Origin of the sequence: Streptomyces sp. NPDC056479 (genome assembly GCF_042795335.1) — a bacterium.
GTDB lineage: Bacteria > Actinomycetota > Actinomycetes > Streptomycetales > Streptomycetaceae > Streptomyces.
This window is the reverse complement of sequence record NZ_JBHTRZ010000005.1, coordinates 539,729-560,715: the sequence shown is the minus strand read 5'-3', so window position 1 is coordinate 560,715 and position 20,987 is coordinate 539,729. Positions and strand designations below refer to the sequence as shown.

Genomic DNA, 20,987 nt, shown 5'->3' with positions numbered 1-20,987 from the left:
TCGTGAAAGGGACTTCACCTTGCGCAAGCGCACTCTTCTGCTCGCGGCGACGCTCACCACGGGTCTGCTGACCGCCCTGCCGGCCACCGGCGCCGCCGCCGCGCCCTCCGGCCTGACCGGCGACATCAACGGTGACGGCTACCGCGACGCCGTCATCACCGCCCCCCTCGCCAAGGTCGCCGGCAAGAGCAAGGCCGGCTACGTCGCCGTCGTCTACGGCAGCGCGAGCGGCCTGAACACCGGCAACCGGCAGATCATCAGCCAGGACACCGCCGGCATCCCCGGCGTCCCGGAGAGCGGCGACTACTTCGGCGACCGTGCCACCACCGGCGACCTGGACGACGACGGCTACACCGACATCGTGGTCGGCGTGCACGCCGAGCGGATCGGCTCGACCGACGACTTCGGCGCCCTGACGGTGCTGTGGGGCGGCGCGAGCGGCATCAAGTCCGGCACCGACATCACCACGCTCCCCGAGTACCGCAATGAGCTGGGCTGGTCCGTGGCCACCGGCGACTTCGACGGCGACGGCGACACCGACCTCGCGGCGGCGAACAACGCCGCCCCCGGGCTGAACGTCTTCGAGGGCCCCATCACCCGCACCGGCAGGGCAGAGGAACTCGGCGGCATCGACACCTCCGCGGAGACCGGCATCAACACCGACCAGATCGTCGCGGGTGACGTCACCGGCGACGGCAAGTCGGACCTGCTGGTCATGGGCCAGGAGGAGACCAGCAACCGCACCCGCAGCGTCCTGTACAAGGGAACGGCGATCGACCTCACGCCCTCCAGCAAGGTCGCGGGCGGCTACGCGGCGGTCATCGCGGACGTGAACAAGGACGGCTACGGCGACATCGTCACCGGCAACTTCATGGAGAAGTCGACGGACGAGCCCAACGGCGGCTCCGGCGGCGCGGTGACCGTGACGTACGGCGCCGCGAGCGGCCTGAGCACCCGCACCCCCGTCCGCTTCACCCAGGACACCACCGGTGTGCCGGGCGCGTCCGAGCGGAACGACGCCTTCGGCTGGAGCCTGGACGCCGGTGACACCAACGGCGACGGCTACGCCGACATCGCGGTCGGTGTCGCCAACGAGGACCTGAGCGGGAAGACGGACGCCGGCTCGGTCGTGATCCTGCGCGGCTCCGCCTCCGGCCTGACCGGCACCGGCTCCAAGGCGTTCTCGCAGGACACCAGCGGAGTGCCGGGCACCGCCGAGTCGTACGACTACTTCGGTCACTCCGTCCTGCTCACCGACGTCAGCAAGGACGGCCGCGCCGAGCTGATCTCCGGCGCCCGTGGCGAGAACGACGGCGCGAGCTCCGCCTGGACCCTGCGCGGCAGCTCCTCCGGCATCACGGCCACCGGCGCGAAGTCCTTCGGCAGCACGACGCTGGGCGGACCGTCGGGCCTCACGTACTTCGGCGACGTACTGGCGGGCTGACCCGTGCGTCCGCACCTCACGCCTCGGCCACACACCCCACGGCAGGAGAATCCCCACATGCTCCGGCACCACCGGAACCGCACCCGCCTCCACTCCCTGGCCCTCGCCACGGCCACCGTCGCCGCCACCCTGACGGCCGCCCCGCTGCTCACCGCCGCACCGGCCGCCGCGGCCCCCGCCAAGTTCGCCGACGACTTCAACGGCGACGGTTACCGCGACCTCGCCACCGCGGCCCCGTACACCCCGGTCGGCGGCAAGACCGACGCGGGCGCGGTCGTCGTCAACTACGGCTCCGCGAACGGCATCAGCGCCTCCCGCCGCACGGTCCTCACCCAGAACACGGCCGGCATCCCCGGCACCGCCGAGCAGGGCGACGAGTTCGGCCAGTCCCTCGCCTCCGGCGACCTGAACCGGGACGGCTACGCCGACCTCGTGATCGGCTCCGAGGGCGAGAACGCCGAAGCCGGCGCCGTCGTGATCGTCTGGGGCGGCAGGAGCGGCCTCTCCGGCGGCCAGGTCGTCCCCGACCCGGCCCCCTCGGCCCACGACGAGTACGGCATGTCCCTGACCGTCGGCGACTTCAGCGGGGACGGCAAGGCCGACCTCGCCGTCGGCAGCACCGGCAGCGACATCTGGATCCACAAGGGCGGCTTCCTCAAGGCGTCCGGCGCCGCGTCGCGCTACCAGCTGGCCACCGACCTGTACTCCGGCATCATCTACGGCGCCCAGGGCCTCGCCTCCGGTGACGTGAACGGCGACGGTGTGGCCGACCTGGTCGTCAGCGGCACCCAGGCGGAGACGTACGACAGCGGCACCTTCGTCTACCTGGGCTCCGCGTCCGGCCTCACCCGCCAGACCCTCCTCAAGAACGGCGCCCACGAGCTGGCGGCGGTCGGCGACCTCAACGGCGACGGCTACGCCGACATCGTCGCGTCGACGTTCGGCGACGACGGCGTGACCAGCCTCGGCGGCTCCCTCAAGGCCTACCTCGGCGGCGCGAACGGCATCCGCACCCAGCCGCAGGCCACGATCACCCAGGACACCCCCGGCGTCCCGGGCTCGGACGAGGACAGCGACTGGTTCGGCAACGACCTGTCCATCGCCGACATCAACCGCGACGGCTACGCGGACCTGGCCGTCGGCACGATCCACGAGACCATCGGCGCCGCCAAGATCGCCGGCAGCGTCACGGTGCTGCGCGGCTCGGCCTCCGGCCTGACGGCGACCGGCGCCCAGTCCTTCACCCAGAACACGGCCGGCGTCCCTGGCACCGCCGAGACCGCCGACCGCTTCGGCGCGTCGGTACGCCTGTCCGACCTCAACGGCGACGGCAGGGCCGACCTGTCCGTCGGCGCGGACGGCGAGAACCACCCGGCGGGCTCGATCTACAGCCTGCGCGGCTCGGCCACGGGTGTGACCACCAGCAAGGCGATCAGCTTCGGCCCGGGCTCACTGGGCCTGCCGTCGGGGTACCTGCGGCTCGGCCAGGTCATGCTGGGCTGATGTGCCGTCCGGGGCTCACCCGTACGGCCGAACCCTGACCGAACACCCGGAGGGGGGCCGCCGCGCCCCCTAAGGGATGTCACAGGTCGGCCGCAAAGCCGGGCCCGAACCTCAGGGCCCGGCACGCGACTCTCCGGGACCAGGTACGTTCGAAGACGTGGCTGGATTCAGGATCGGACGGGGCAGCCGGAACAACGGCACCCCGCAAACGCGACCGCAACAACCTCCGTACGGGCAGCAGGCGCCCCAGGGACCGTCGTACGGCTATCCTCCGCCGCCGCAGCAGCCCTACGGCGGCTCGGGCGGCGGCGCGGGTGGCTGGCCGCAGGCGAACGGCGGCGCTGGCCACGGCGGTTACGGCCCCGGCGGTCACGGAGGCAACCGAGGTAACGGCGGTCACGGCGAGCCGGAGTACTTCGGCGACGGCGGCTACCCGCAGGGACCGGCCGGCGGCCCGGACCCGTACGCGGCGAACAACCCGGGCCACACCCAGGCCTTCTCGGTCGGCGAGGACCCCTACACCCAGGGCGAGACCTACCACGCGGGCTCGGCCCCGGCCGGCCCGATCGGCCCGCGCCTGCACTGGAAGGCCCTGCTGCGCGGCATCGTCCTCTCCCCCACGCAGACCTTCCTCCAGATGCGGGACTACTCGATGTGGGGCACCGCCCTGATCGTGTCGTTCCTCTACGGCCTGCTCGCCGTCTTCGGCTTCGACGGCGCCCGAGCGGACGCGATCAACGCGACCCTCTCCAACGCGGTCCCGATCGTCCTGACGACGGCGGTCGCGATGGTCCTGTCGGCCTTCGTCCTGGGCGTGGTCACCCACACCCTGGCCCGCCAGCTCGGCGGCGACGGCGCCTGGCAGCCCACGGTGGGCCTCTCCATGCTGATCATGTCCCTCACGGACGCCCCCCGCCTGGTCTTCGCCATGTTCGCCGGTGGCGACGCCCCCTTCGTCCAGGCCCTCGGCTGGGCGACCTGGGTGGCAGCGGGCGCCCTCCTCACCCTGATGGTCTCCAAGTCCCACGACCTCCCCTGGCCGAAGGCCCTGGGCGCGAGCGCGATCCAGCTGATCGCCCTGCTGTCGATCGTGAAGCTGGGCACGTTCTAGCGGGCCGCGGCACGCACAGAAACGACGAAGGGCCCCCGGCGCGGTCAGCCGGGGGCCCTTTCTCGCGTGTGTCAGTCCTGCGTCTGGCCCTGGTCAGGCGTCGCACCTGGCTGGCCCGCCGGACGACGAGGGCTCGACACCCCCTGCCCTAACGCCTCGCGTGTCCCGACTAGACGGTGACCTGCGCTCGCGCTCCGGTCTCCCGCTCGCAGTGACCTCAGGTTCCGGAGTGGGCACCCGCCCGTGATCACGCAGATAGCGGACCAGGTCGTCGTACGCGAGCCACGCGGCAGCGCTTGACGGGGCCATCGAGACTCCACCGCCCGCGCGACAACGCTCCCCCGTCTTCGACCCACAGGGCTACGATCGCCAGAGTGGATGACACCTTGATACCCCGAGCTCTGACCAGTGAGGCGCAACTCCGAGAGTTGTACGGGGACCCCGGAGAGCGGGCGGTACGCAAAGAACTCGACCACATCGACGAGATGTCGCGCCGCCTCATCGCGGTCTCGCCCGTGGTGTTCGTCGCCACCAGTGATGCCCATGGCCGCTGTGACGTGGCCCCTCGTGGCGGCACCCCCGGTTTCGTCACGGTCCTCGACAAGCGTCATGTAGTGATTCCGGACGCGACGGGGAACAATCGGCTGGACAGCTATCGCAACATCCTGGCCAACGGCCACGCCGGGCTCAACTTCGTCATCCCCGGCCGGGACACGACGCTTCGTGTCAACGGCGCAGCCTGGATCACGGCCGATGAAGATCTGCTGGCGCGGCTGACCCCGGTCGGCAAAAGGCCGAAGACTGCGCTGGTCGTGCGGGCCGACGAGGTGTACGTCCACTGCGCCAAGGCGTTCGTCCGGTCGAAGTTCTGGCGCCCCGAGGCCTGGCCGCTCAAGGAGGAACAGCCGACGCCGGCCGAGGTCGCTCTTGCTCATCAGCGCGACCCCGACTTGACGCTCGCCGAGATCGAGCAGGATCAGCGTGACTCCCTCCTGCACCGACTGGCCTGATATCGGTCCGCCGCGGCGACACGCATCAGGTGCCGAGTCCTGGTCGCCAGGCACCCATGATCGGCCTGATGAAGATGAGGCCGGGCTGTAAAGCCTGAGTCACCACGGCGCACTGCTCGCAGCGGCCGAGTGGTGCGCCGGTTACGCGCCTCCATCAGTACGGCCCAGCCTCGTAGGATCAGCAGCCATGTCGGACACAAGCGGGGAACTCAGCTGGCTCCAACGCTGGTACGAAGCCCAGTGCGACGGTGACTGGGAGCACGAGTGGGGCGTTCGGATCTCGACGCTCGACAACCCTGGCTGGACAGTCGACATCGATCTCGAAGAGACGTCTCTGGCCGGCCGGTCCTACGCCCGCACCGATTTCCGGCGCAGCGACTCCGACTGGGTGATGGTGAAGGTGTCTGACGACGTCTTCCAGGCGTCGTGCGGTCCGCTCAACCTCGGGGAAGTACTGCGTCTGTTCCGAGACTGGGCCACCTCAGTCGGCGAGTAGCCCTAGTGGACGTCCAGTGTCAACGAGCCCGCGCCGTCTCGGTGATCGGTCCTGTATTCGTCCTCATGCGGGCCACGACACTTGGAAAGCCTGCACCCTGCGTCAGAGCTGGGACGCTTTCGGCGAGTTCTGCCAGATCGAGGTGGACGGGATCGAGCGGCCCGAGGACGACGGCGACGGCTTCATCGCGGAATGAGGTCGGTGGGACTGGAACGACGACCAGCCGGCGCTGTCCTTCGGGCGGCTGCTCGCGGTCACCGGGGATGGCGGACGTGATGATCCGGAGTGGCAGCCCGAGTACTGGAAGGTGGAACTGCAGGTCGTCTTCACCGAGGACCCCGCCTGGGCCGAACTCGACAGCCTCGGGCATCAGGACACCGGGTACGACTTCGATGAGATCGGTGCCGCCAGGGATGCCGCACTCGTGGAGATACGCCGGTACATCGAGTTCGTTGCGCGCTTGCCACATATGCGACAAGCAGGGCTAATCCGACTCTTCATGTTAGCTGCTGCAAGCGAGCAAATAGACCTATATGTGAGCCATTTTGATATCCAAGCAGCAACGCGGAACGGTGTCGAGAAATAAAAAGCTCAAATGACCCTCAAGGGGGGTTCACCCAGCAAGATCTCGTTGACTAGGGTCGAACATGAACGCAAGGCGAAGGTTGACCACCTTCGCCTTCGAAATTCAACAATCGGGGAACTCTTGAGCAAGATACGTATGGCTTCAGGACTGACTTCCGCTGTTCTTGTGGGAGCTGTAACGCTCTCCGGCGCAGGCGTGGCCTCGGCATCCACCAACACAGGCATTGGGGGCGGGACTACTAGGGTCAGCCCGATCGAGGAGCAGAGGTCCAAGTGCGTCGTGTACCACGACAAGAACTCGTGTAAGTCTCTCATGAGGAACACGAAGATGGAGAAGGTCGTCAAGGACTGCCTGCTCAGGGCGGCCATCGGTGGTGCTGGCGCACTTGTGGTAGGTAGGTTCGTCAGCAAGGACCTCGCTGAGGACATTGCCGCAAAGACTGTAGTCGCGGGAGCCACTGGGTGCCTCTCTGCACTCGCATAACTGTGAGGTTTCACGATGGCTAAGGTTCTGATAACTCTCGTATGGGCTGGCGTGCTCGTTCTGGCAAACAAACTGCTGGACTCGACGCAATGGGCTCAGTACGTGGCCACGTTCGCACTTGGGGGAATTTACGCTTTCATCATGAGCGAGGCACGATTCTCCCGCAGGCAAAGCAACAAGCCGACCTCTGAGGAATCAAAAATCTGACCCTGGCCTCGCTTACGCCTGGGATGCGCTATCGACTGGCACATCCCAGGCGCTAAGTTTTCTGCACAGGCTTGGTCGTCGGGCCGGACTCATGGTTGGCCCCGCACGATGGTTGACGGGTCGGCGTCGGGTGATGCTTGACGTCTGACCTAGACATCGTGGCGTACTGGCTGTCATGGCGGATCGTTTCCCTGAGATCACCTCCGTGGAGGAGTTCATCCGGCTGCGGGAGAGTGAGGACCCGGCGGAGTACAACCGCTCGGTGCGGGCAACCCTCCCGCTGCCCGTCTGGTGGAACCTGGTGCGCAACCATCCCGAGATGCGTTTCTGGGCCGCGCACAACAGGACGGCGCCGTCGGAGATCCTTGCCGAGCTGATCAAGGATCCGGACTGGCGGGTCCGGGACCGGGTGGCCGGCAAGCGCCACTGCCCGCCCGAGCTGCTGGAACGGCTGGTCGACGATCCGCATGACGCCGTGCGGAGGCTCGTCGCAGGCCATCCTCACTCGCCGCGGTCGGCAGTGGCGCGTTTGGTTGATGACCCGTGGCCGGTCATTGGGCAGGAAGCCCGCGCCAGGCTGGCCAACTGGCCGTCCGTGCAGCCGTCCGAGCCTCTCTGACGCCGCAATCACACGATCAGGGAGCCGGCTCGGCCCTGACACTCGCCGTCCTAGTGGAACCGATCGGATGCCTCAGCCAGCCGTGCATGACGGTGATGACTACCGACTCAAGGTGCACAGGTTGTAGTCGTCCAGTTCTCCTATGTACACCCAGAGCTTGGGAGACCGCGAAGTTCCCCCAGTTTCGTACTCTGCGGACACGTCTGAGTTGGAGAACCGGATTGTCATTTCAGTTCTCGGCGTGGACTCGTCTGAGGGTGTCCAGACCGTCGTTTCCCACGACCCGTCTCCGGATTTCGGCTGGGAGTCCGCGCGCATGGGGCCGACTCCCGCCCAGTCCAGGAATTGGCCGCAGATCTTCGTTGCGGTAAAGGCTCCGCTCGCGGCGAAGGTGATGCTGCCGCCCGCATCGTCCCGCCAGGTACCGACCAAGTGGCCGTCGGTCACGACTTGGGGTGTGCCCGGCGCCTGCGGCGGATCGTGGATCGCGGCGGCAAGGCTGTGGCAACCAGAGAGCAGTGCGGACAACACACCGCTCGCCAGTGAGGCACCGAGCGCTCCGCCAAGCCGAGCGAGCCCCATCCCGATTCCCCCAGTCCCCTCGCTATGCGCTTCCGCCACCTTGCCATGTGAATTGAACGTGTTCAAGATTGGCTAGGTTTCGCGCACAGCAGGAGGTGCCGAGTCGCCCCGGCGAGCTGGGGTTGTCAAGAGGGCCCCTCTTCGCTGACATCAACGCCTGACACCAACAGGGGCGAACAGCGGCGATCGACGCCGGACTCCAGCAGGCAACCTGCCACGGCGCGCCACGCGTTGAGCGACGCCGGCAATCCTGCGTGATCGACCTGATATGGATGAGGCTCCGGTTCAAATGGTCCCCGGTCCTCCAAGGCCGGGGATCTTCGCAGAGCAGCAGGTCAGAGCGCTTCCTTCGACGGAGTAAGCGGCTCCCCCGACTTACGTACCACGGGCAGAACACTCCACGGGAAGTTGATCCACTCATCGGTGCGCTTCCACACGTACTCGCATTTCACGAGGGAGTGGGACTTCTCATAGATGACGGCGGACCGCACCTCGGCGACGTGCTCGACGCAGAAGTCGTGGACGAGCTTCAGCGTCTTGCCGGTGTCGGCGACGTCGTCGGCGATCAGCACCTTCTTGTCGGTGAAGTCGATCGCGTTGGGGACGGGGGCGAGCATGACGGGCATCTCGAGCGTCGTCCCCACACCCGTATAGAACTCGACGTTCACCAGATGAAGGTTCTTGCAGTCGAGCGCGTAGGCGAGCCCGCCGGCGACGAAGACCCCGCCCCGGGCGATGCTGAGCACGATGTCCGGCTCGTACCCGTCGTCGGCGATGGTCTGCGCGAGCTCACGGACGGCGGTGCCGAACCGCTCGTAGGTCAGATTCTCGCGTGCCTGGCTGCCGCTCATACCTGGGTCCGATGGAAGTTCTGGAAGGACCGGGAGGCGGTGGGCCCGCGCTGCCCCTGGTACCGGGATCCGTACCGCTCGCTCCCGTACGGGAACTCGGCGGGCGAGCTGAGCCGGAACATGCACAGCTGGCCGATCTTCATGCCGGGCCAGAGCTTGATGGGGAGCGTGGCGAGGTTGGACAGCTCAAGGGTCACGTGCCCGCTGAAGCCGGGGTCGATGAAGCCGGCGGTGGAGTGGGTGACGAGCCCGAGCCGCCCGAGGGACGACTTCCCTTCGAGCCGCGAGGCGAGATCATCGGGCAGGCTGATGACCTCGTACGTCGAGGCGAGCACGAACTCCCCGGGATGCAGGATGAACGGCTCGTCGCCCTCGGGCTCGACGAGCCGCGTGAGATCCGCCTGCTCGACCGAGGGGTCGATGTGCGGGTACCGGTGGTTCTCGAACACCCGGAAGTACCGGTCCAGCCGTACGTCGATGCTGGACGGCTGCACCATGGTCTGGTCGTAGGGATCGATCCGTACCCGCCCGGCGTCGATCTCGGCCCGGATGTCCTTGTCTGAGAGAAGCACGCCCCGAGGATACGCAAGGCGCGCGGAACGACGACAATCGCGCCGCCCGCGCGCCCGGCTGTTGCTACTGCTGTGCAGGTCCTGCGGGTGCTCCCGCTCCCGCTACGGCTACCACTCCCGTTACTGCTTCTCCCGTTACTGCTTCTCCAACTGCACCGGCACCACACTGCGGAGCCGGGCACAGCGGGGACATCGGACGAGCCGTCCGGGGCCGAGGCGATCGGCCTGCTGCATCGGGAACGAAGTGGTGCTGAACACGTGCCCATCGGCACAACGGACGACGGTGCGCTCCATCAAGTCCTAGAGTCCCTTCCCCAAGAGCCGCGTCTGGCTGCTGCCCGCCTGACGACGGGAGGCCACATTACGGGATCAAAGGGACGGCCCTCCAGGCGGCACTCCGACCCGGCCCGGACCCTCTCCCACCTCTCCACGGTACGCCCCAACTCCGGTGCCCCGCACCCGGATCCGCCCCCTGAAACGCGCTCAGGCCCCGCGGCTTCAGCGCCGGAGGCCAGTGATGAGGTACAGTAACCAGGCAATTGGACACCGCTCCGGATGATCACGGAACGAGCGGCGTCTTACGCGGGTGTAGTTTAATGGTAGAACATCAGCTTCCCAAGCTGAGAGCGCGAGTTCGATTCTCGTCACCCGCTCCACGATTAAGGCCCAGGTCAGAGACCCGGGCCTTTTTGCTGTCCGTGGTGATCAGCGGTCGCGTGCCAGATTCGTGCCAGAAGGCTTGTCGGGCTCCTTCTCCGTGCGGGCAGCATCCCGAGCCTTCCGGACTGTCGCGTCCAGCCCGGCGGCGACCTCCTCTTGCCGCTCGTCGTCGGAGTGCTGGTAGATCAACGCCGCCTTCTCCGAGGACTGGCCCGCGCGGACCATCGTGTCCTTGAGGGTGGCGCCGGAGCGGGTGGAGAGGGTGTGCCCCGTGTGCCGGAAGTCGCAGAACCGGAAGCCCTCCGGCATGCCGACGATCTCACGCGCCTTCCGCCACTTCCGCCACTTCCGCCCGAAGGTGCTACGCCGTAAGGGAGCGCCCTCCTCGCCGACGAACAGCAGCCCGTCGGGGCCCGACTCGGCGTAGCTCTCCAGGTGCCAGCGGAGCTCCCGACGGAGGAACGCGGGAAGAATCACAGTGCGAGTGCCTGCCCCGGACTTGGTGTCGCCTTGGACTCGTCGCCCGTTCATCCGCTCCGGCTCTGCGAGGCGGACACGGATACGAAGGGTGCCGATGCCGACGTCCCGGCGACGTAGGCCGGCCAACTCTTCCGGCCGCATCGGACCGTAGGCGCCCAGGTAGACCATCAGACGCCACCGCATCCCCACGGTGTTGGCGAGTGCGTCGACCTGGGCGACGGTGGCGATGCGCCGCTCAGCCGCCTTCTCCTTACCCGCGCCCTTGATCCGGCACGGGTTGCGCGTGATCAGCTCCTCATCCACGGCGGTTTCCATGATGGCTTTCAGTAGCCGGTACGCCTTGGCCGTGATCGTCTTGGCGCCCGTGATCCGCAGCCGTTCGGCCCGCCACTCGCGGACGCGCGGTGCGGTGATCTCGTCAAAGTCCAACTCAGCGAGGGCGAACAGGTGCTTGTCGAGGAGGTAGCGATGGAGGTCCTGGGACAGTGGGGCCAACTCCCGTTCCTCTACCCACTTATCGGCGTACGCGCGGAAGCTGACGGCACCGGCTTCCGGGTCACGCCACTCGCCACGGCCGATCTCCGTCTGCTTCTCGGCAAGCGATCTCACCAGCGCTGGACACCGACGCCTCCGACGAGGCATGGGTCTGGCTGTATCGGGGCCGTATAACAACACGCCAAGCCCTCCTACGTTCGGAGCCCTGCATGGTCGCGGTCACTCAGGCCAACACCCGCATCACGTGGACCGTCCGACCGGCGCTCTTCCTGCCGCTCGCCCATCGCCAAAGGGAGCGAACTCTCCGCCTGCGCATACGACTTCAAACCCCACTCATCCGACTGACCGGCGGCCCCCGCTTCTTCCTCAAGTTCTCCTCAGAGTATTGATCACTTAATTGTCGCGTGCATGACCCTTCACATACTGTCCAAGTGCTCGATCGCCACGGGGGCGGTCCACCGGAAAGGTGTCACACGGGCATCGGTTCACGGCGCGCTTCGACCGGCGCTGCCACTGCTGTACTGCTTTTGTGCTTCGCTACCGCGGGCACTGCTGCCGCCGATGAGGCGCCGACCGACGACACGGCCGTTTCTGCTGACCAGACGATAGAAGTCAACGACGAACAGGGCTGGGAGGATGGGCCCGAAGAGCCCCTTGACGACTCGGGGCAGCGTCAGTGTGACGGTCCGCAGACCTGGTACGAATACAAGTCAAAGAAGGCAACCTTCGTTCCTTCGTGGTGGAACGGCACCAAATTCAAAGATGGACCGGGCGGCACCATGTCGGTGTCGGTGACGAAGAGCGGCACCATTTCGGCCAAGTTCACGGGTACCGGTGAGTGGTCGGCTGGAACGCTCCTCGCGAAGGCCAAGGCCACGATATCCATCGAGGTTGCTGCCAGCGTGACCATCACCACGGGGCACACCTACACGCGCAGCATCAGCAGGAACAAGTACGGTCACGTGCAGTACGGCACCTCTGGCTACAAGGCGAGCTGGACGAGGTACCGACGTCACGGCGACGGCTGTGGCGCCGGCACTGTGATCGCCAGTGGTACGGCAACGCTCCCCATCAATGAAACCGGCTGGAAGTACTGGGAAACCTCGTCATGACCTACTTGAACCCGCGTGCCTGCCTTGCCGGTTGTGCAGTGGCGGCTTCCGCACTTCTGCTCACCTCCTGTACCTCTGGCAACGGAGAGCCCGGAGCCGGAGGATCGTCACAGTCATCTACGCCAAGCAACTCGGCAACGACAAACGGGCCCTCCGAGAAGAAGGCCACCCAGCAGGCCCAAGCGGCGCTTGCCGCTGTACACAGCGGCACGCTGGTTGAAGCCGGCGCAGAGCGCGTGACGGACGGCATCCACAGCGAGCCCAGCCTGAGCAAGGGCAAGACCTACAAGATCAACCTGGTTTGCGTCGGCACTGGCAGCGCGCAGTTGTCGTTCAAACCGGCGAGCACCGGCCCGAAGGCCACGGTGCCGTGCGATCAGTCGGTGGTCCAGGAACGGATCACAGGGGACGGGCCAGTCCGCATCAATGTTGAAGCCGACAAGGGGGCGACCGGCATGATCGCCTGGCAGGTTGACGCCATCTGATTACATAAAGTGAGCGCCCTCCGGTCCCGACCACTGAGGGCGCTCACTGACAACCTGCGGTGAGTGATGGCGCTGCTCGACCACGCTCAGCTCCACCAGCACGGCCCCGGCCCGCCCCATGCACCCAATCCAGGCGCACAGCCAAACCGAGGCAAGCGGTGTCAAGCATCAGGTGAAGCCACAACGTCAAGCATCAACCGAGACAAGACACGCGCCATGCGACCGACTGAGTTACAACTTTCTCTACTGGTTCAAGGCCCGCGCACGGCGCGGGCGCGCGCCGCCTCTGCGGCGCGCTGGCGAGCTGCGGGCATGAAGGGGGAGACACCCTCTGTGGCTGAGGCGGTCGACTCCACGGCTTTAGGCAGCCACTTTGGGGCGAGCCTCTAAGATCATGGCCCCAACGTCGTGCTTCAACGGGCAGGTCCACAGACTGCCCGACGCGCCGGAAGCTTACCGGGCCATGATCACTCACCCCAAAGCAGCTCCAGCCCAAAGCCGCTCGCCGACCTCACGCGCAAATCACCCCTGGGTCCGTCGCCTCCAACTGCCAGCCGTAGGGTGCTGGGCGTGGACAGCACCCTGCAATTGCCGACAGAAGAAGACATGGAGCTGGTCGAGTTCGCCCAGCGCATTGTGGAGGCCAACGGCGACGGGGAGGTGCACACGGTTGGCGCCGCTGTCCGAGATGCGCGAGGACGGATATTCGGTGGCATCAACCTCTACCACTTCACTGGCGGACCCTGTGCAGAGCTCGTGGCATTGGGGCATGCCCGTGCGGCAGGGGCGCGTGAGCTGGCAACCATTGTTGCTGTCGGCGACAGGGGCCGCGGTGTGCTCGCGCCGTGTGGCCGTGATCGACAAGTCCTTCTCGACCACCATCCAGACATCCGCGTCCTGGTGCCCACGGCCGAAGGGGTTCGCAGCATCGCCATAGCGGGCCTCCTACCGCACAGCTATGTATGGGCCGATCAGGCCGCTTCCTCTGAACCGGGCTGCCACGCGACAGCGAGGCAGCCCATGTATTTCCATCGGGACTATCTCGACGCCGTCCGGACCGGACAGAAGACGACGACCGTTCGCTTCCGTGATCCGGTTTCCACGGGGCCCGTCAGCATGGTCTTCGAGCTGGATGAGGAGGTGGTGCTACAGGGTGTCGTAACGCAGATCATCTCAAAAAAGGTCGACGAGCTGACCGAGCAGGACGCCATCGCTGACGGATTCCGCGATCTCGAAGAACTACACGACAGGCTGCGGTACCACTACCCCAGCATCGTTCCCGCCGATGATATTGCCATCATCCAGTTCCGCTTGGCTGACGCATGAACCCTTGCCCGGCTGCAGGGGTGAGTGTCTAACTGCGTGACAAACGCCTACGTACAGCGGCGGACAACCGCGCATGCCAAGGGACCATCGCACCAGGCGAGAGGTGCACAGTCCGCACGTCGAGGACCCGCCCCGGTTGATTCGGGACAAAGAGGTCGTCACGCGAAGGTGCGCCACATGACCCACCAGCTCCCGGCCTGTCCTGAGTGCAGCAACTGAGTTCTCACGACGCCCAAGCAGCAGAACGGTCCTGCCGTTCGGCCTGGAACGCTTTGCCACACGGTGCCCTGAACGACGAGGAGTTCAGCGCTCTCCTAGAGGGATGGTGGTCTCGTCCACCGACCTTTAGCGGCTCTTACCTCGATGCCAATCATCAATTCGGTGAGGCAGAAACGCGCTTCGTCCGTGCTGCCAAGATCGAGCTGCATGTTCAAGCCGCTCCGTAAGAGCCGCCGCCCTGGCTTGCCTACCTTGTCCCCTTCGGGCCTGCATTGATGGCAGGGGCCACTGGGTACGTCACGCCCCTCCTCTTCAGCTTCGTATGGCGCTGCAGTGCAACAGTGGCGTTCGGCAGCCCCTCAGCTACCCTCATCGGCCCTCCCGTCAGCCTGCATGGCCTCCAGAGCCCAGTTCAGCGCTACGGATCAGAAGGCTCTTGACATCCACGGCTGACATCAACGACGCCGGACGGAGGCGTACACCAGCGTCACTGTCCGGCCATCACACCAGTCGACGGCAGCAGCCCGGAGCGGGCTCCGGTCGAACTCCTACAGCGGCGGTGGCGGGCCGCCAGGAATGCCAGCGTTCGGATCTCGCGCCGCGCGTCCGAGCACCTTCATGTCGTGAGGATCACTCCTGCGGTACCAGGCGCAGGTGGCGGAGGACTGGCCCCACTGGCCCGGGTTCAGGGTCACCCAGTCACCGGAGACGTCGGGGGCCCGGCCGCAGACGACCTCGGCGCGGAACCGGATGGTGCGGTCGCTGTTGTTCGTGCAGCTGGCGATGCCCCGGTCCGTGTCGACACCGTGGACCGCGCCACGGCAGTCGACCGAGCCGGCGGCCGACGCCGGGGCGGCCATGGCGCCGACGGACAGGGCCACCGCCGAGACGGTGGTGGCCAGACCTGCGGCGAACATCTTCTTACTGCGGATCATTCTTCGTGCCCCCGAGAGGTTGCAGTTTGCATGTGCTGACCTCAGTGAAGGGCACGGGGGCGGTCCCGGGGACCTGACATCTGTCAGGGTGCCCGGCCCAGGGTGTGTCGTTTGGATCAGCGGCGGCTGAGACTGCGCCCTCCAGCCGCCGCGCGACGCCGACATGGTCCAAGCGACAGGCCCTAGCCGTCCTAGCGGCCACGCCGCACGACAGCCTCGGTCTTCTCGACTCAGTCGAGGTACCAGTCAGCGAATCCGGCCTGCCCGAGGGGACTGAACCGTCCGTCCCCAGGACGCTCGTCGAGCCACTCGCCGAGCCACACTTGCCCGCGCTGTGGGCCAGAGAAACGGTCGCTCGACGCAAAGCCCCCGCCCGCGGGCTCGGTGCCGGCAGGCAGGGGGCGGGCTGTGGATGACTCCTCAGCGGTCGGGTCGGTGGGTCAGCGTGCGAATGGACCGCCCAGTCGCGCATACGACAGCTTCAGGGTCGTCACGGAATACGTCTTGGCGCCCGTTGTCGTGATGCCCGACGTGGAGCCCTTGAGCTGGTGTACGAGGCCCCACCGGTCCTCGTACCCCAGCTGCTCGTTCGTGTCGATCATCAGATCGGCACGGCCGTCGCGGGTGTAGTCGGTGAGCTTGAGGTAGGCGCCGAACTGGTCATCGGTTTCGGAGGAGCCCGCGACGCCGGAGGTTTCCTGGGTGTAGGACTTGGCACCGGTGCCGGTCAGGCCGCCCGCGCGGCCGAGCAGGACGGTGACCGAGCCGGCGTTGCGCTTGGTGCCGAGGTCCTCGCCGCGGGCGCCGACGGCGAGGTCCGCGTAGCCGTCGCCGTTGACGTCGCCGGCGGCGATGGCGGAGCCGAAGAAGTCCTCGTTCTCCGCGGAGCCGGGCACACCGGTGGTGTTCTGGCTGAACTTCACCGGCTTGCGGGCCGTGTTGGGGCCGCCGGAGCCGCCGTACTGGACGGTGACGTAGCCGCGCTCGCCGTCACCCGTCTCGTAGCCGCGGCCGATGGCGAGGTCACCGTAGCCGTCCTTGTCGAAGTCGCCGACAGCGAGGATGTCGCCGCCCTGGTGGCCGCCGTCGTCAGGCACCAGCACCTCGCCCGCACGCTGCGTGAAGGTGCTGCCGCCGCGATGGAAGTAGGCCCGCATGTTGATGTCGCCGACCTGGAGATCCGAGCCGAGGATGTACAGGTCGGTCGCGGCGTCGGCGGTGACCCGGCCGGCTACGAGGTTGGGGGCGTTCAGATAGCCGTAGCCACCACCCAGGGAATCCCAGCCGCTCTTTCCGCCGGTGCGCGTGAAGGGGCCCTTCAGGAGGACCACACCCGCCCGGCTGTAGCTGGTCACGGCGAGGTCCGGGTCGCCGTCGCCGTCGAAGTCGCCGGAGACGACGTCCTCGCCGAAGTGGTCGCCCTGGTTCTCGTACTCCTGCGGGACGGGCGAGTTGAAGACCGTGCCCGAGCCGAGGCCGCGCGCGCTGCCCCAGACCACGGTCAGCCCGCCCCGGGACTGGATGGCGCCCGCGTTCTCGCCGGGCGAGGAGACGACCAGGTCGGCGTAGCCGTCTCGGTCGAGGTCGGCGGTGACGGCGGCGGCGCCCCACCAGTCGCCCTCCTCCACCGCGCCGGGGATGCCGGGCGAGTCCTGGTGGATGGTCTGGACGCGCGTGCCGGGGCCGGTCGACGTGCCGTAGACGACGGTGACCCGCCCGTCCTTGCCATGCGAGCCGCCGAGCATGACGAAGTCGCGGTAGCCGTCGCCGTTGAAGTCGTCGGACAGCTTGGCGGGGGCCGCCGACGCCGCGGGGGCCGTCAGGAGCGGTATGCAGACCGCCGTCGCGAGGGCCACGGCAGCGGCGAGGGCGGTACGTGTGGCGCGCATGGGTCTCCGTTGTCGAGATCGTGCTGTGAGCGACCTGTTGATCTGATCGACTGCGGTCTACGACCTATGCGGTGGCCGAATGGTTGTAGCGACGGATCAGAAGCAAGGACCGATGACGACCACTCAGGTGCAGGGTGCCGCCCCCCGGACCTACTGCATGACCTCGCTCAGCACGGGCGGAGCCGGCTCGGGCACCGCATGGGGACAGCAGACTGCCGTGCGGTCGCTCCGGGATGCTCGCTTCGGGAACGCGGACATCAAGTCCGTGGAGGACGACTCGATCGACGCGCATGACGTCGCGACCAGAAGGTGACGGCCGACGCCTCGCGCAGGGGCCGGTCAGTGCGTGGTGACGAGCACGCCTCCGCGGGGCTCAATCGTCGGAGTGCCTTCCCTTGTCCTTCCCTCCGCCGTCCTTGCCCGAGCGCTCGTCGTGCTTTCGCCATCCTCCGCCTGCGCAGGCTGCGTCGCGGTGGCCGGTCGTTGATGTGGCCCGCGATGTACTGATGGCGACATGGTCGTGCACTGAGGAAGGGTCGCCCATACCGCCGCTGCCGCCGCCAGATGGTCTGGAAGACGGGCCGGCATCAGCTCCTGCTGCGTGGTCGCCACCAGGCTTCCGCCACGTCGTGGAGCTTGGTGTTGGCGTGCTGGGACGCCCGAACAAGGATCTGCCACGCGCTCGCCGAGCCGGAGGCGGGTAGGGCGCAGGTCCTCGGGTAGACGTACCGGGCCGGCGGGGGCGGCGCAGTGCCTGGGGAGGTCCGGCGCCGCTCTCGCCCGCGAACCGGCGTGACGGAGATGAAATGGATGTTCGGGTGGCGGTCGGTATGGCCGGGGCGATCGATGCTCGCGCGGCATGCGCCGACTGTCTCACCGCTTCGGATCCGTTGGGATGCCTTGCACGCTGGCGGAGGTTCAGCCTGGCCAGGTGCCGGTCAGGCGGCGGGTCGCGGCGGCGCCGCCTCGGTCTACTACGGCTTTGACTCCCGCGAAGATCGCGCCTTGCAGGACGGCCGCCGACAGCACTTCGCGCCAAGTGCGCTCCTCGTCGGTGGCGTCGGGGGCGTCCTGTTCGTGTCCGAGTTTCTTCCAGACCTGCTTGAACAGTCCGCCGGCGAGCACGCCGCTGACAGCTCCCAAGGCCAGACCGACCGGCTTGTAGGCGATCTTCGACGCTTTCATGGCCGCCTCCTGGCGTGACGCACGAGCAGCACCGCGATCAGCGCGCCTGCCGCGGCGAACAACGGTGCGCGATTGGCCCGCGCCATCCGCATGCCCTGGCCGGCCTTCTCACGCAGCGGCTCCGGAGCTTTGTCGTGGGCCAGCTCTGAGACGTGCACGGCCGTGTCGCGGACCTGTCCGCCGGCGGCGGCAGCTTTGGCGCGCAGCGGCTGCGGGGTCCTGTCCTGCATCACCTGTGCGGCATGTGTCGCCTTGTCCCTCAGCTGGGCCGTGACCTGGGTGGTCTTCTCCGCGAGCTGCTGCCTGACGGCGGTCGTCTTCTCATGGGCGCGGGTCTTCACGTCGGTCCTCGCCGCGAGGGCCTCGACGGTCTGGCCGAGTTCCTCACGGGTCGCCTCGACCTGCTCGCGCAGGTCTTGTGGGGATGGTGTCGGCTCATCGCCCGTGGGCGGCTTGTCCTGGGTCATCGCTGTGCCTTCTCCTTGATCTCGGCCACGTCGTCCTTCACGCTGTCAACCGTCTGCTCCGGTGCTGGCGGGGAGGCCCTGCTGATCTGCTGCTTGCCGAGCGCTGCCATCAGGGCGGTGATGGCGGCCAGGGCTGCGGTGACGATCAGCGCTGCCAGCCATACATCCATGACGAGCGACAGCGCGGCGATCACGGTGGCCACCAGGGCCTGCAGGGTGAGGACACCCACCAGGCCGGCGCCGCCGAACAGGCCGCCGCCCTTGCCGAACCGCTTGCCCTTCTCGGTCATCTCGGCCTGCGCCAGCCGCATCTCCGCCCGCGCCAGCTGGGAGAGCTGCTGCGTCGCGCGCTGAACCAGTTCACCCACCGCTTCCTGCCCTGTTTCGCCGGTGCGGGGGGAGCCGTCTGCTGTCATCGGTGCTCACCTTCCTTCGTCCGTGCCCTGCGGCATGTGCGGCAGATTCCTAGGGGTCGGCCAGCCGGTGGCATGCGTTGGGCGATCTTGCCTTCCGCCATCCGGCCGGACGCCCGAGTACCCCTCGCACCGGCGCATCACCGCCCTTCAGAGCACGTACCGCCGCAGCAAGTACGGAGCGGCACGGACCAGCGCGGCTCCGGCCAGTCCGATCACACCGCCGGCGGCCACGTCGCTGGGATAGTGCGCGCCGCCGTGCACCCGCTGCGCGGCCACCATCAGCGCCGCAGCCCCGCATACGGCGCCAGCGGCCGGCCACACCGGTGCGGCGGCCGCAGCGAACCCGAAGGCGGCCGCCGCGTGCCCGGAGGGGAAGGAAGAGCTGTCCGGCCGGTCCCGGAGATCGTCCGGCGGCACCCACTCGGGTGGCGGGCGGCGGCGCCGGTACAGCCGCTTTGCGACGCAGTTGGACAGCACCTCAGCCGTCGCCATCGCGGCCACCCCGGCCGCAGCGGCCGTACGGCCACGCAACCCGCTGGCGGCGACCATGATCCCCGCCACCCCCCCACCACAGCTTGGTGTGCTCGGCCGCTTCCTCCACCGCGGGCGCGAGCTGCCGCACCCAGCCCGGTCCCGACGCGATCGCCCGCCTCGCCAGCCGCCGATCCCGGTCGCGCAGGCCCGCCATCACTCCCATAACCAGCCGACTCCCGTCGATCCCCGCTCACTCCGATACCGCGGCAGAGGGTGATCCACCGCCGCTAGGATTCGAGGCGGCGACGGTCCTCCTCGTCCCACTTGCGGGTGTCGCGAGGCTGGACGTACGGCTCGTCGTCGGCCGGGTGGCCGCCTGCGACAGCCCGCTGGCGGACCAACTCGGCATCGAACTCCAGGCCCAGCAGGACCGCCAGGTTGGTGATCCACAGCCACACCAGGAAAATGATCACGCCGGCGAGGGCGCCGTAGGTCTTGTTGTACGAGGCGAAGTTCGCCACATACAGCGCGAACCCGGCGGAGGCGATCATCCAGATCAGCAACGCCAGGAAACTGCCTGGAGTGATCCAGCGGAAGCCGCGGACCTTCGCGTTCGGCGTCGCCCAGTACAGGACCGCGATCATGATCGTGACCAGGACCACCAGCACCGGCCACTTCGCGATCGACCACACCGTCAGCGCGGTGTCGCCGACTCCGAGCGTCGTGCCCACCTGCCGCGCGAGCGCGCCGGTGAACACGACGATCAGCGCGCTGATCACGGCCATGACCATCAGCACCACGGTCACGCCGACCCGCACCGGGAGCACCTTCCACACCGGACGGCCCTCAGGGAGGTCGTATACCGCGTTGGCGCTGCGGATGAACGCGGCGACATAACCGGATGCCGACCACACCGCCAGCACCAGACCCACGATCGCCATGAGCGAGCCCAACCCGGCGTTGCCCTGCATCTGCTGCACCGCGCTGCGCAGGATGTCCTGCGCCGCGCCAGGGGCGAGCTTCTCGATGTTGTCCAACACCGCCTGGGTCGCCGACTGCCCGACGATGCCCAGCAGGGACACGAGTGCCAGCAGCGCCGGGAACAGCGCCAGAATCCCGTAGTACGTCAGCGCCGCCGCCCGGTCGGCCAGCTCGTCCTTCTTGAACTCTTTCAGGGTGCCTTTCAGCACCATTCCCCAGGAGCGCTTCGGCAGATCCGTCGGACTGTCCGGCGCCCGCCGCTCCACCTGTTCATCCGGCCCTACGCCCGGCGCCTGCGCGGTCTCGGCCTCACGACCGGCCGCGGCATCCCCGCCGTGCCTTCCATGCTGTTTCAATGTCCGCACCATTCCGCACGGGTATCCGATCCATCTACACCCA

The 20,987-nt window shown here is 67.6% G+C and carries 22 protein-coding genes, 1 tRNA gene and 1 pseudogene; 13 read left to right on the top strand and 11 right to left on the bottom strand.

The features are described from left to right. The first annotated feature begins 19 nt into the window (after positions 1-19). The 5 genes from ACFQ6S_RS22935 (at position 20) to ACFQ6S_RS22915 (ending at position 5,564) form a co-directional block, all read left to right on the top strand. The gene (locus ACFQ6S_RS22935) at positions 20-1,444 is read left to right on the top strand and encodes an FG-GAP repeat protein (RefSeq protein WP_383412684.1); all 1,425 of its coding nucleotides are present in this window, start codon (positions 20-22) and stop codon (positions 1,442-1,444) included. Positions 1,445-1,501: 57 nt separating this feature from the next. Then, positions 1,502-2,947 carry an FG-GAP and VCBS repeat-containing protein gene (locus tag ACFQ6S_RS22930; RefSeq protein WP_383412681.1) on the top strand — a complete coding sequence of 482 codons (1,446 nt, stop codon included), beginning with the start codon at positions 1,502-1,504 and terminating at the stop codon, positions 2,945-2,947. Between the two features lie 76 nt (positions 2,948-3,023). Next, positions 3,024-4,058, top strand: a complete 1,035-nt coding sequence (locus ACFQ6S_RS22925) for a Yip1 family protein (protein WP_383412678.1) — start codon at positions 3,024-3,026, stop codon at positions 4,056-4,058. Between the two features lie 374 nt (positions 4,059-4,432). Continuing rightward, on the top strand, positions 4,433-5,068 hold the full coding sequence (locus ACFQ6S_RS22920; protein ID WP_383412675.1) for an MSMEG_1061 family FMN-dependent PPOX-type flavoprotein: 636 nt from the start codon (positions 4,433-4,435) through the stop codon (positions 5,066-5,068). A 187-nt stretch (positions 5,069-5,255) separates the two neighbouring features. After that, positions 5,256-5,564 carry an immunity 53 family protein gene (locus tag ACFQ6S_RS22915; RefSeq protein WP_383412672.1) on the top strand — a complete coding sequence of 103 codons (309 nt, stop codon included), beginning with the start codon at positions 5,256-5,258 and terminating at the stop codon, positions 5,562-5,564. A 19-nt stretch (positions 5,565-5,583) separates the two neighbouring features. Here ACFQ6S_RS22915 and ACFQ6S_RS22910 read toward each other — a convergent pair whose 3' ends face one another. Continuing rightward, positions 5,584-6,033: a hypothetical protein gene (locus tag ACFQ6S_RS22910; RefSeq protein WP_383412669.1), complete on the bottom strand. Its 450-nt coding sequence runs from the start codon at positions 6,031-6,033 to the stop codon at positions 5,584-5,586. Between the two features lie 126 nt (positions 6,034-6,159). Between ACFQ6S_RS22910 and ACFQ6S_RS22905 the strand changes: the two genes are divergently transcribed. Together ACFQ6S_RS22905 and ACFQ6S_RS22900 are read left to right on the top strand one after the other, a co-directional pair. Continuing rightward, on the top strand, positions 6,160-6,633 hold the full coding sequence (locus ACFQ6S_RS22905) for a hypothetical protein (protein WP_383412666.1): 474 nt from the start codon (positions 6,160-6,162) through the stop codon (positions 6,631-6,633). A gap of 382 nt (positions 6,634-7,015) precedes the next feature. Further along, on the top strand, positions 7,016-7,459 hold the full coding sequence (locus ACFQ6S_RS22900) for a hypothetical protein (protein WP_383412663.1): 444 nt from the start codon (positions 7,016-7,018) through the stop codon (positions 7,457-7,459). A gap of 917 nt (positions 7,460-8,376) precedes the next feature. Here ACFQ6S_RS22900 and ACFQ6S_RS22895 read toward each other — a convergent pair. After that, positions 8,377-8,892 carry a phosphoribosyltransferase gene (locus ACFQ6S_RS22895; protein WP_383412660.1) on the bottom strand — a complete coding sequence of 172 codons (516 nt, stop codon included), beginning with the start codon at positions 8,890-8,892 and terminating at the stop codon, positions 8,377-8,379. Further along, positions 8,889-9,464, bottom strand: a complete 576-nt coding sequence (gene dcd / locus ACFQ6S_RS22890; RefSeq protein WP_147994749.1) for a dCTP deaminase — start codon at positions 9,462-9,464, stop codon at positions 8,889-8,891. The genes ACFQ6S_RS22895 and dcd overlap by 4 nt, the downstream gene beginning before the upstream one ends. A 582-nt stretch (positions 9,465-10,046) precedes the next feature. On the opposite strand from dcd, the gene ACFQ6S_RS22885 reads away from it, so the two are divergent. Beyond that, positions 10,047-10,120, top strand: a tRNA-Gly gene (locus ACFQ6S_RS22885). Positions 10,121-10,169: 49 nt separating this feature from the next. Here ACFQ6S_RS22885 and ACFQ6S_RS22880 read toward each other — a convergent pair. Continuing rightward, positions 10,170-11,213 carry a tyrosine-type recombinase/integrase gene (locus tag ACFQ6S_RS22880; protein ID WP_383412656.1) on the bottom strand — a complete coding sequence of 348 codons (1,044 nt, stop codon included), beginning with the start codon at positions 11,211-11,213 and terminating at the stop codon, positions 10,170-10,172. On the opposite strand from ACFQ6S_RS22880, the pseudogene ACFQ6S_RS22875 reads away from it, so the two are divergent. The 4 genes and pseudogenes from ACFQ6S_RS22875 to ACFQ6S_RS22860 form a co-directional block, all read left to right on the top strand. Continuing rightward, positions 11,204-11,444 (top strand): annotated as a pseudogene (locus tag ACFQ6S_RS22875) (hypothetical protein); the annotation flags it as partial. The gene ACFQ6S_RS22880 and the pseudogene ACFQ6S_RS22875 sit on opposite strands and share 10 nt — an antisense overlap. 86 nt (positions 11,445-11,530) lie before the next feature. After that, positions 11,531-12,211 (top strand): hypothetical protein, encoded by a 681-nt coding sequence (locus tag ACFQ6S_RS22870; RefSeq protein WP_383412655.1) that lies wholly within the window; start codon positions 11,531-11,533, stop codon positions 12,209-12,211. Continuing rightward, positions 12,208-12,696, top strand: coding sequence for a hypothetical protein (locus ACFQ6S_RS22865; protein WP_383412652.1), 489 nt, complete (start codon positions 12,208-12,210; stop codon positions 12,694-12,696). Before ACFQ6S_RS22870 ends, ACFQ6S_RS22865 begins: the two co-directional genes overlap by 4 nt. 570 nt (positions 12,697-13,266) lie before the next feature. Next, the gene (locus ACFQ6S_RS22860; protein WP_383412649.1) at positions 13,267-14,022 is read left to right on the top strand and encodes an ASCH domain-containing protein; all 756 of its coding nucleotides are present in this window, start codon (positions 13,267-13,269) and stop codon (positions 14,020-14,022) included. Positions 14,023-14,789: 767 nt separating this feature from the next. Here the strand turns inward: ACFQ6S_RS22860 and ACFQ6S_RS22855 are convergent. Next, positions 14,790-15,176 carry a hypothetical protein gene (locus tag ACFQ6S_RS22855; protein ID WP_383412647.1) on the bottom strand — a complete coding sequence of 129 codons (387 nt, stop codon included), beginning with the start codon at positions 15,174-15,176 and terminating at the stop codon, positions 14,790-14,792. 440 nt (positions 15,177-15,616) lie between these two features. Beyond that, on the bottom strand, positions 15,617-17,065 hold the full coding sequence (locus ACFQ6S_RS22850; RefSeq protein WP_383412644.1) for an FG-GAP and VCBS repeat-containing protein: 1,449 nt from the start codon (positions 17,063-17,065) through the stop codon (positions 15,617-15,619). 112 nt (positions 17,066-17,177) lie between these two features. Here ACFQ6S_RS22850 and ACFQ6S_RS22845 point away from each other — a divergent pair, with 112 nt between their 5' ends. Then, positions 17,178-17,378 carry a hypothetical protein gene (locus ACFQ6S_RS22845; RefSeq protein WP_383412641.1) on the top strand — a complete coding sequence of 67 codons (201 nt, stop codon included), beginning with the start codon at positions 17,178-17,180 and terminating at the stop codon, positions 17,376-17,378. A 605-nt stretch (positions 17,379-17,983) separates the two neighbouring features. Here the strand turns inward: ACFQ6S_RS22845 and ACFQ6S_RS22840 are convergent. The 5 genes from ACFQ6S_RS22840 to ACFQ6S_RS22820 all read right to left on the bottom strand — a co-directional run bounded on the left by ACFQ6S_RS22840 (position 17,984) and on the right by ACFQ6S_RS22820 (position 20,956). Next, complete coding sequence (locus tag ACFQ6S_RS22840) at positions 17,984-18,250, bottom strand: DUF4235 domain-containing protein (protein ID WP_383412639.1); 267 nt, start codon at positions 18,248-18,250, stop codon at positions 17,984-17,986. Further along, complete coding sequence (locus ACFQ6S_RS22835) at positions 18,247-18,717, bottom strand: DUF3618 domain-containing protein (RefSeq protein ID WP_383412636.1); 471 nt, start codon at positions 18,715-18,717, stop codon at positions 18,247-18,249. The genes ACFQ6S_RS22840 and ACFQ6S_RS22835 overlap by 4 nt, the downstream gene beginning before the upstream one ends. Continuing rightward, entirely contained in the window at positions 18,714-19,133 is a 420-nt protein-coding gene (locus ACFQ6S_RS22830; RefSeq protein ID WP_383412633.1) for a phage holin family protein, read from the bottom strand. Before ACFQ6S_RS22830 ends, ACFQ6S_RS22835 begins: the two co-directional genes overlap by 4 nt. Before the next feature lie 147 nt (positions 19,134-19,280). Continuing rightward, positions 19,281-19,682, bottom strand: coding sequence for a phosphatase PAP2 family protein (locus ACFQ6S_RS22825; RefSeq protein WP_383412630.1), 402 nt, complete (start codon positions 19,680-19,682; stop codon positions 19,281-19,283). Positions 19,683-19,894: 212 nt separating this feature from the next. Continuing rightward, positions 19,895-20,956, bottom strand: coding sequence for a YihY/virulence factor BrkB family protein (locus tag ACFQ6S_RS22820; RefSeq protein ID WP_383404544.1), 1,062 nt, complete (start codon positions 20,954-20,956; stop codon positions 19,895-19,897). Between the last annotated feature and the right edge of the window lie 31 nt (positions 20,957-20,987).

What these genes read in the sequence shown, in the direction of transcription:
- ACFQ6S_RS22930 (WP_383412681.1), top strand. Translation starts at nt 1,502, where the DNA reads ATGCTCCGGCACCACCGGAACCGCACCCGCCTCCACTCCCTGGCCCTC.
- ACFQ6S_RS22925 (WP_383412678.1), top strand. Translation starts at nt 3,024, where the DNA reads ATGTCACAGGTCGGCCGCAAAGCCGGGCCCGAACCTCAGGGCCCGGCA.
- ACFQ6S_RS22915 (WP_383412672.1), top strand. Translation starts at nt 5,256, where the DNA reads ATGTCGGACACAAGCGGGGAACTCAGCTGGCTCCAACGCTGGTACGAA.
- ACFQ6S_RS22910 (WP_383412669.1), bottom strand. Translation starts at nt 6,033, where the DNA reads ATGTGGCAAGCGCGCAACGAACTCGATGTACCGGCGTATCTCCACGAG.
- ACFQ6S_RS22905 (WP_383412666.1), top strand. Translation starts at nt 6,160, where the DNA reads ATGACCCTCAAGGGGGGTTCACCCAGCAAGATCTCGTTGACTAGGGTC.
- ACFQ6S_RS22900 (WP_383412663.1), top strand. Translation starts at nt 7,016, where the DNA reads ATGGCGGATCGTTTCCCTGAGATCACCTCCGTGGAGGAGTTCATCCGG.
- ACFQ6S_RS22895 (WP_383412660.1), bottom strand. Translation starts at nt 8,892, where the DNA reads ATGAGCGGCAGCCAGGCACGCGAGAATCTGACCTACGAGCGGTTCGGC.
- ACFQ6S_RS22865 (WP_383412652.1), top strand. Translation starts at nt 12,208, where the DNA reads ATGACCTACTTGAACCCGCGTGCCTGCCTTGCCGGTTGTGCAGTGGCG.
- ACFQ6S_RS22855 (WP_383412647.1), bottom strand. Translation starts at nt 15,176, where the DNA reads ATGATCCGCAGTAAGAAGATGTTCGCCGCAGGTCTGGCCACCACCGTC.
- ACFQ6S_RS22850 (WP_383412644.1), bottom strand. Translation starts at nt 17,065, where the DNA reads ATGCGCGCCACACGTACCGCCCTCGCCGCTGCCGTGGCCCTCGCGACG.
- ACFQ6S_RS22845 (WP_383412641.1), top strand. Translation starts at nt 17,178, where the DNA reads ATGACGACCACTCAGGTGCAGGGTGCCGCCCCCCGGACCTACTGCATG.
- ACFQ6S_RS22840 (WP_383412639.1), bottom strand. Translation starts at nt 18,250, where the DNA reads ATGAAAGCGTCGAAGATCGCCTACAAGCCGGTCGGTCTGGCCTTGGGA.
- ACFQ6S_RS22835 (WP_383412636.1), bottom strand. Translation starts at nt 18,717, where the DNA reads ATGACCCAGGACAAGCCGCCCACGGGCGATGAGCCGACACCATCCCCA.
- ACFQ6S_RS22830 (WP_383412633.1), bottom strand. Translation starts at nt 19,133, where the DNA reads ATGACAGCAGACGGCTCCCCCCGCACCGGCGAAACAGGGCAGGAAGCG.
- ACFQ6S_RS22825 (WP_383412630.1), bottom strand. Translation starts at nt 19,682, where the DNA reads ATGGTCGCCGCCAGCGGGTTGCGTGGCCGTACGGCCGCTGCGGCCGGG.
- ACFQ6S_RS22820 (WP_383404544.1), bottom strand. Translation starts at nt 20,956, where the DNA reads ATGGTGCGGACATTGAAACAGCATGGAAGGCACGGCGGGGATGCCGCG.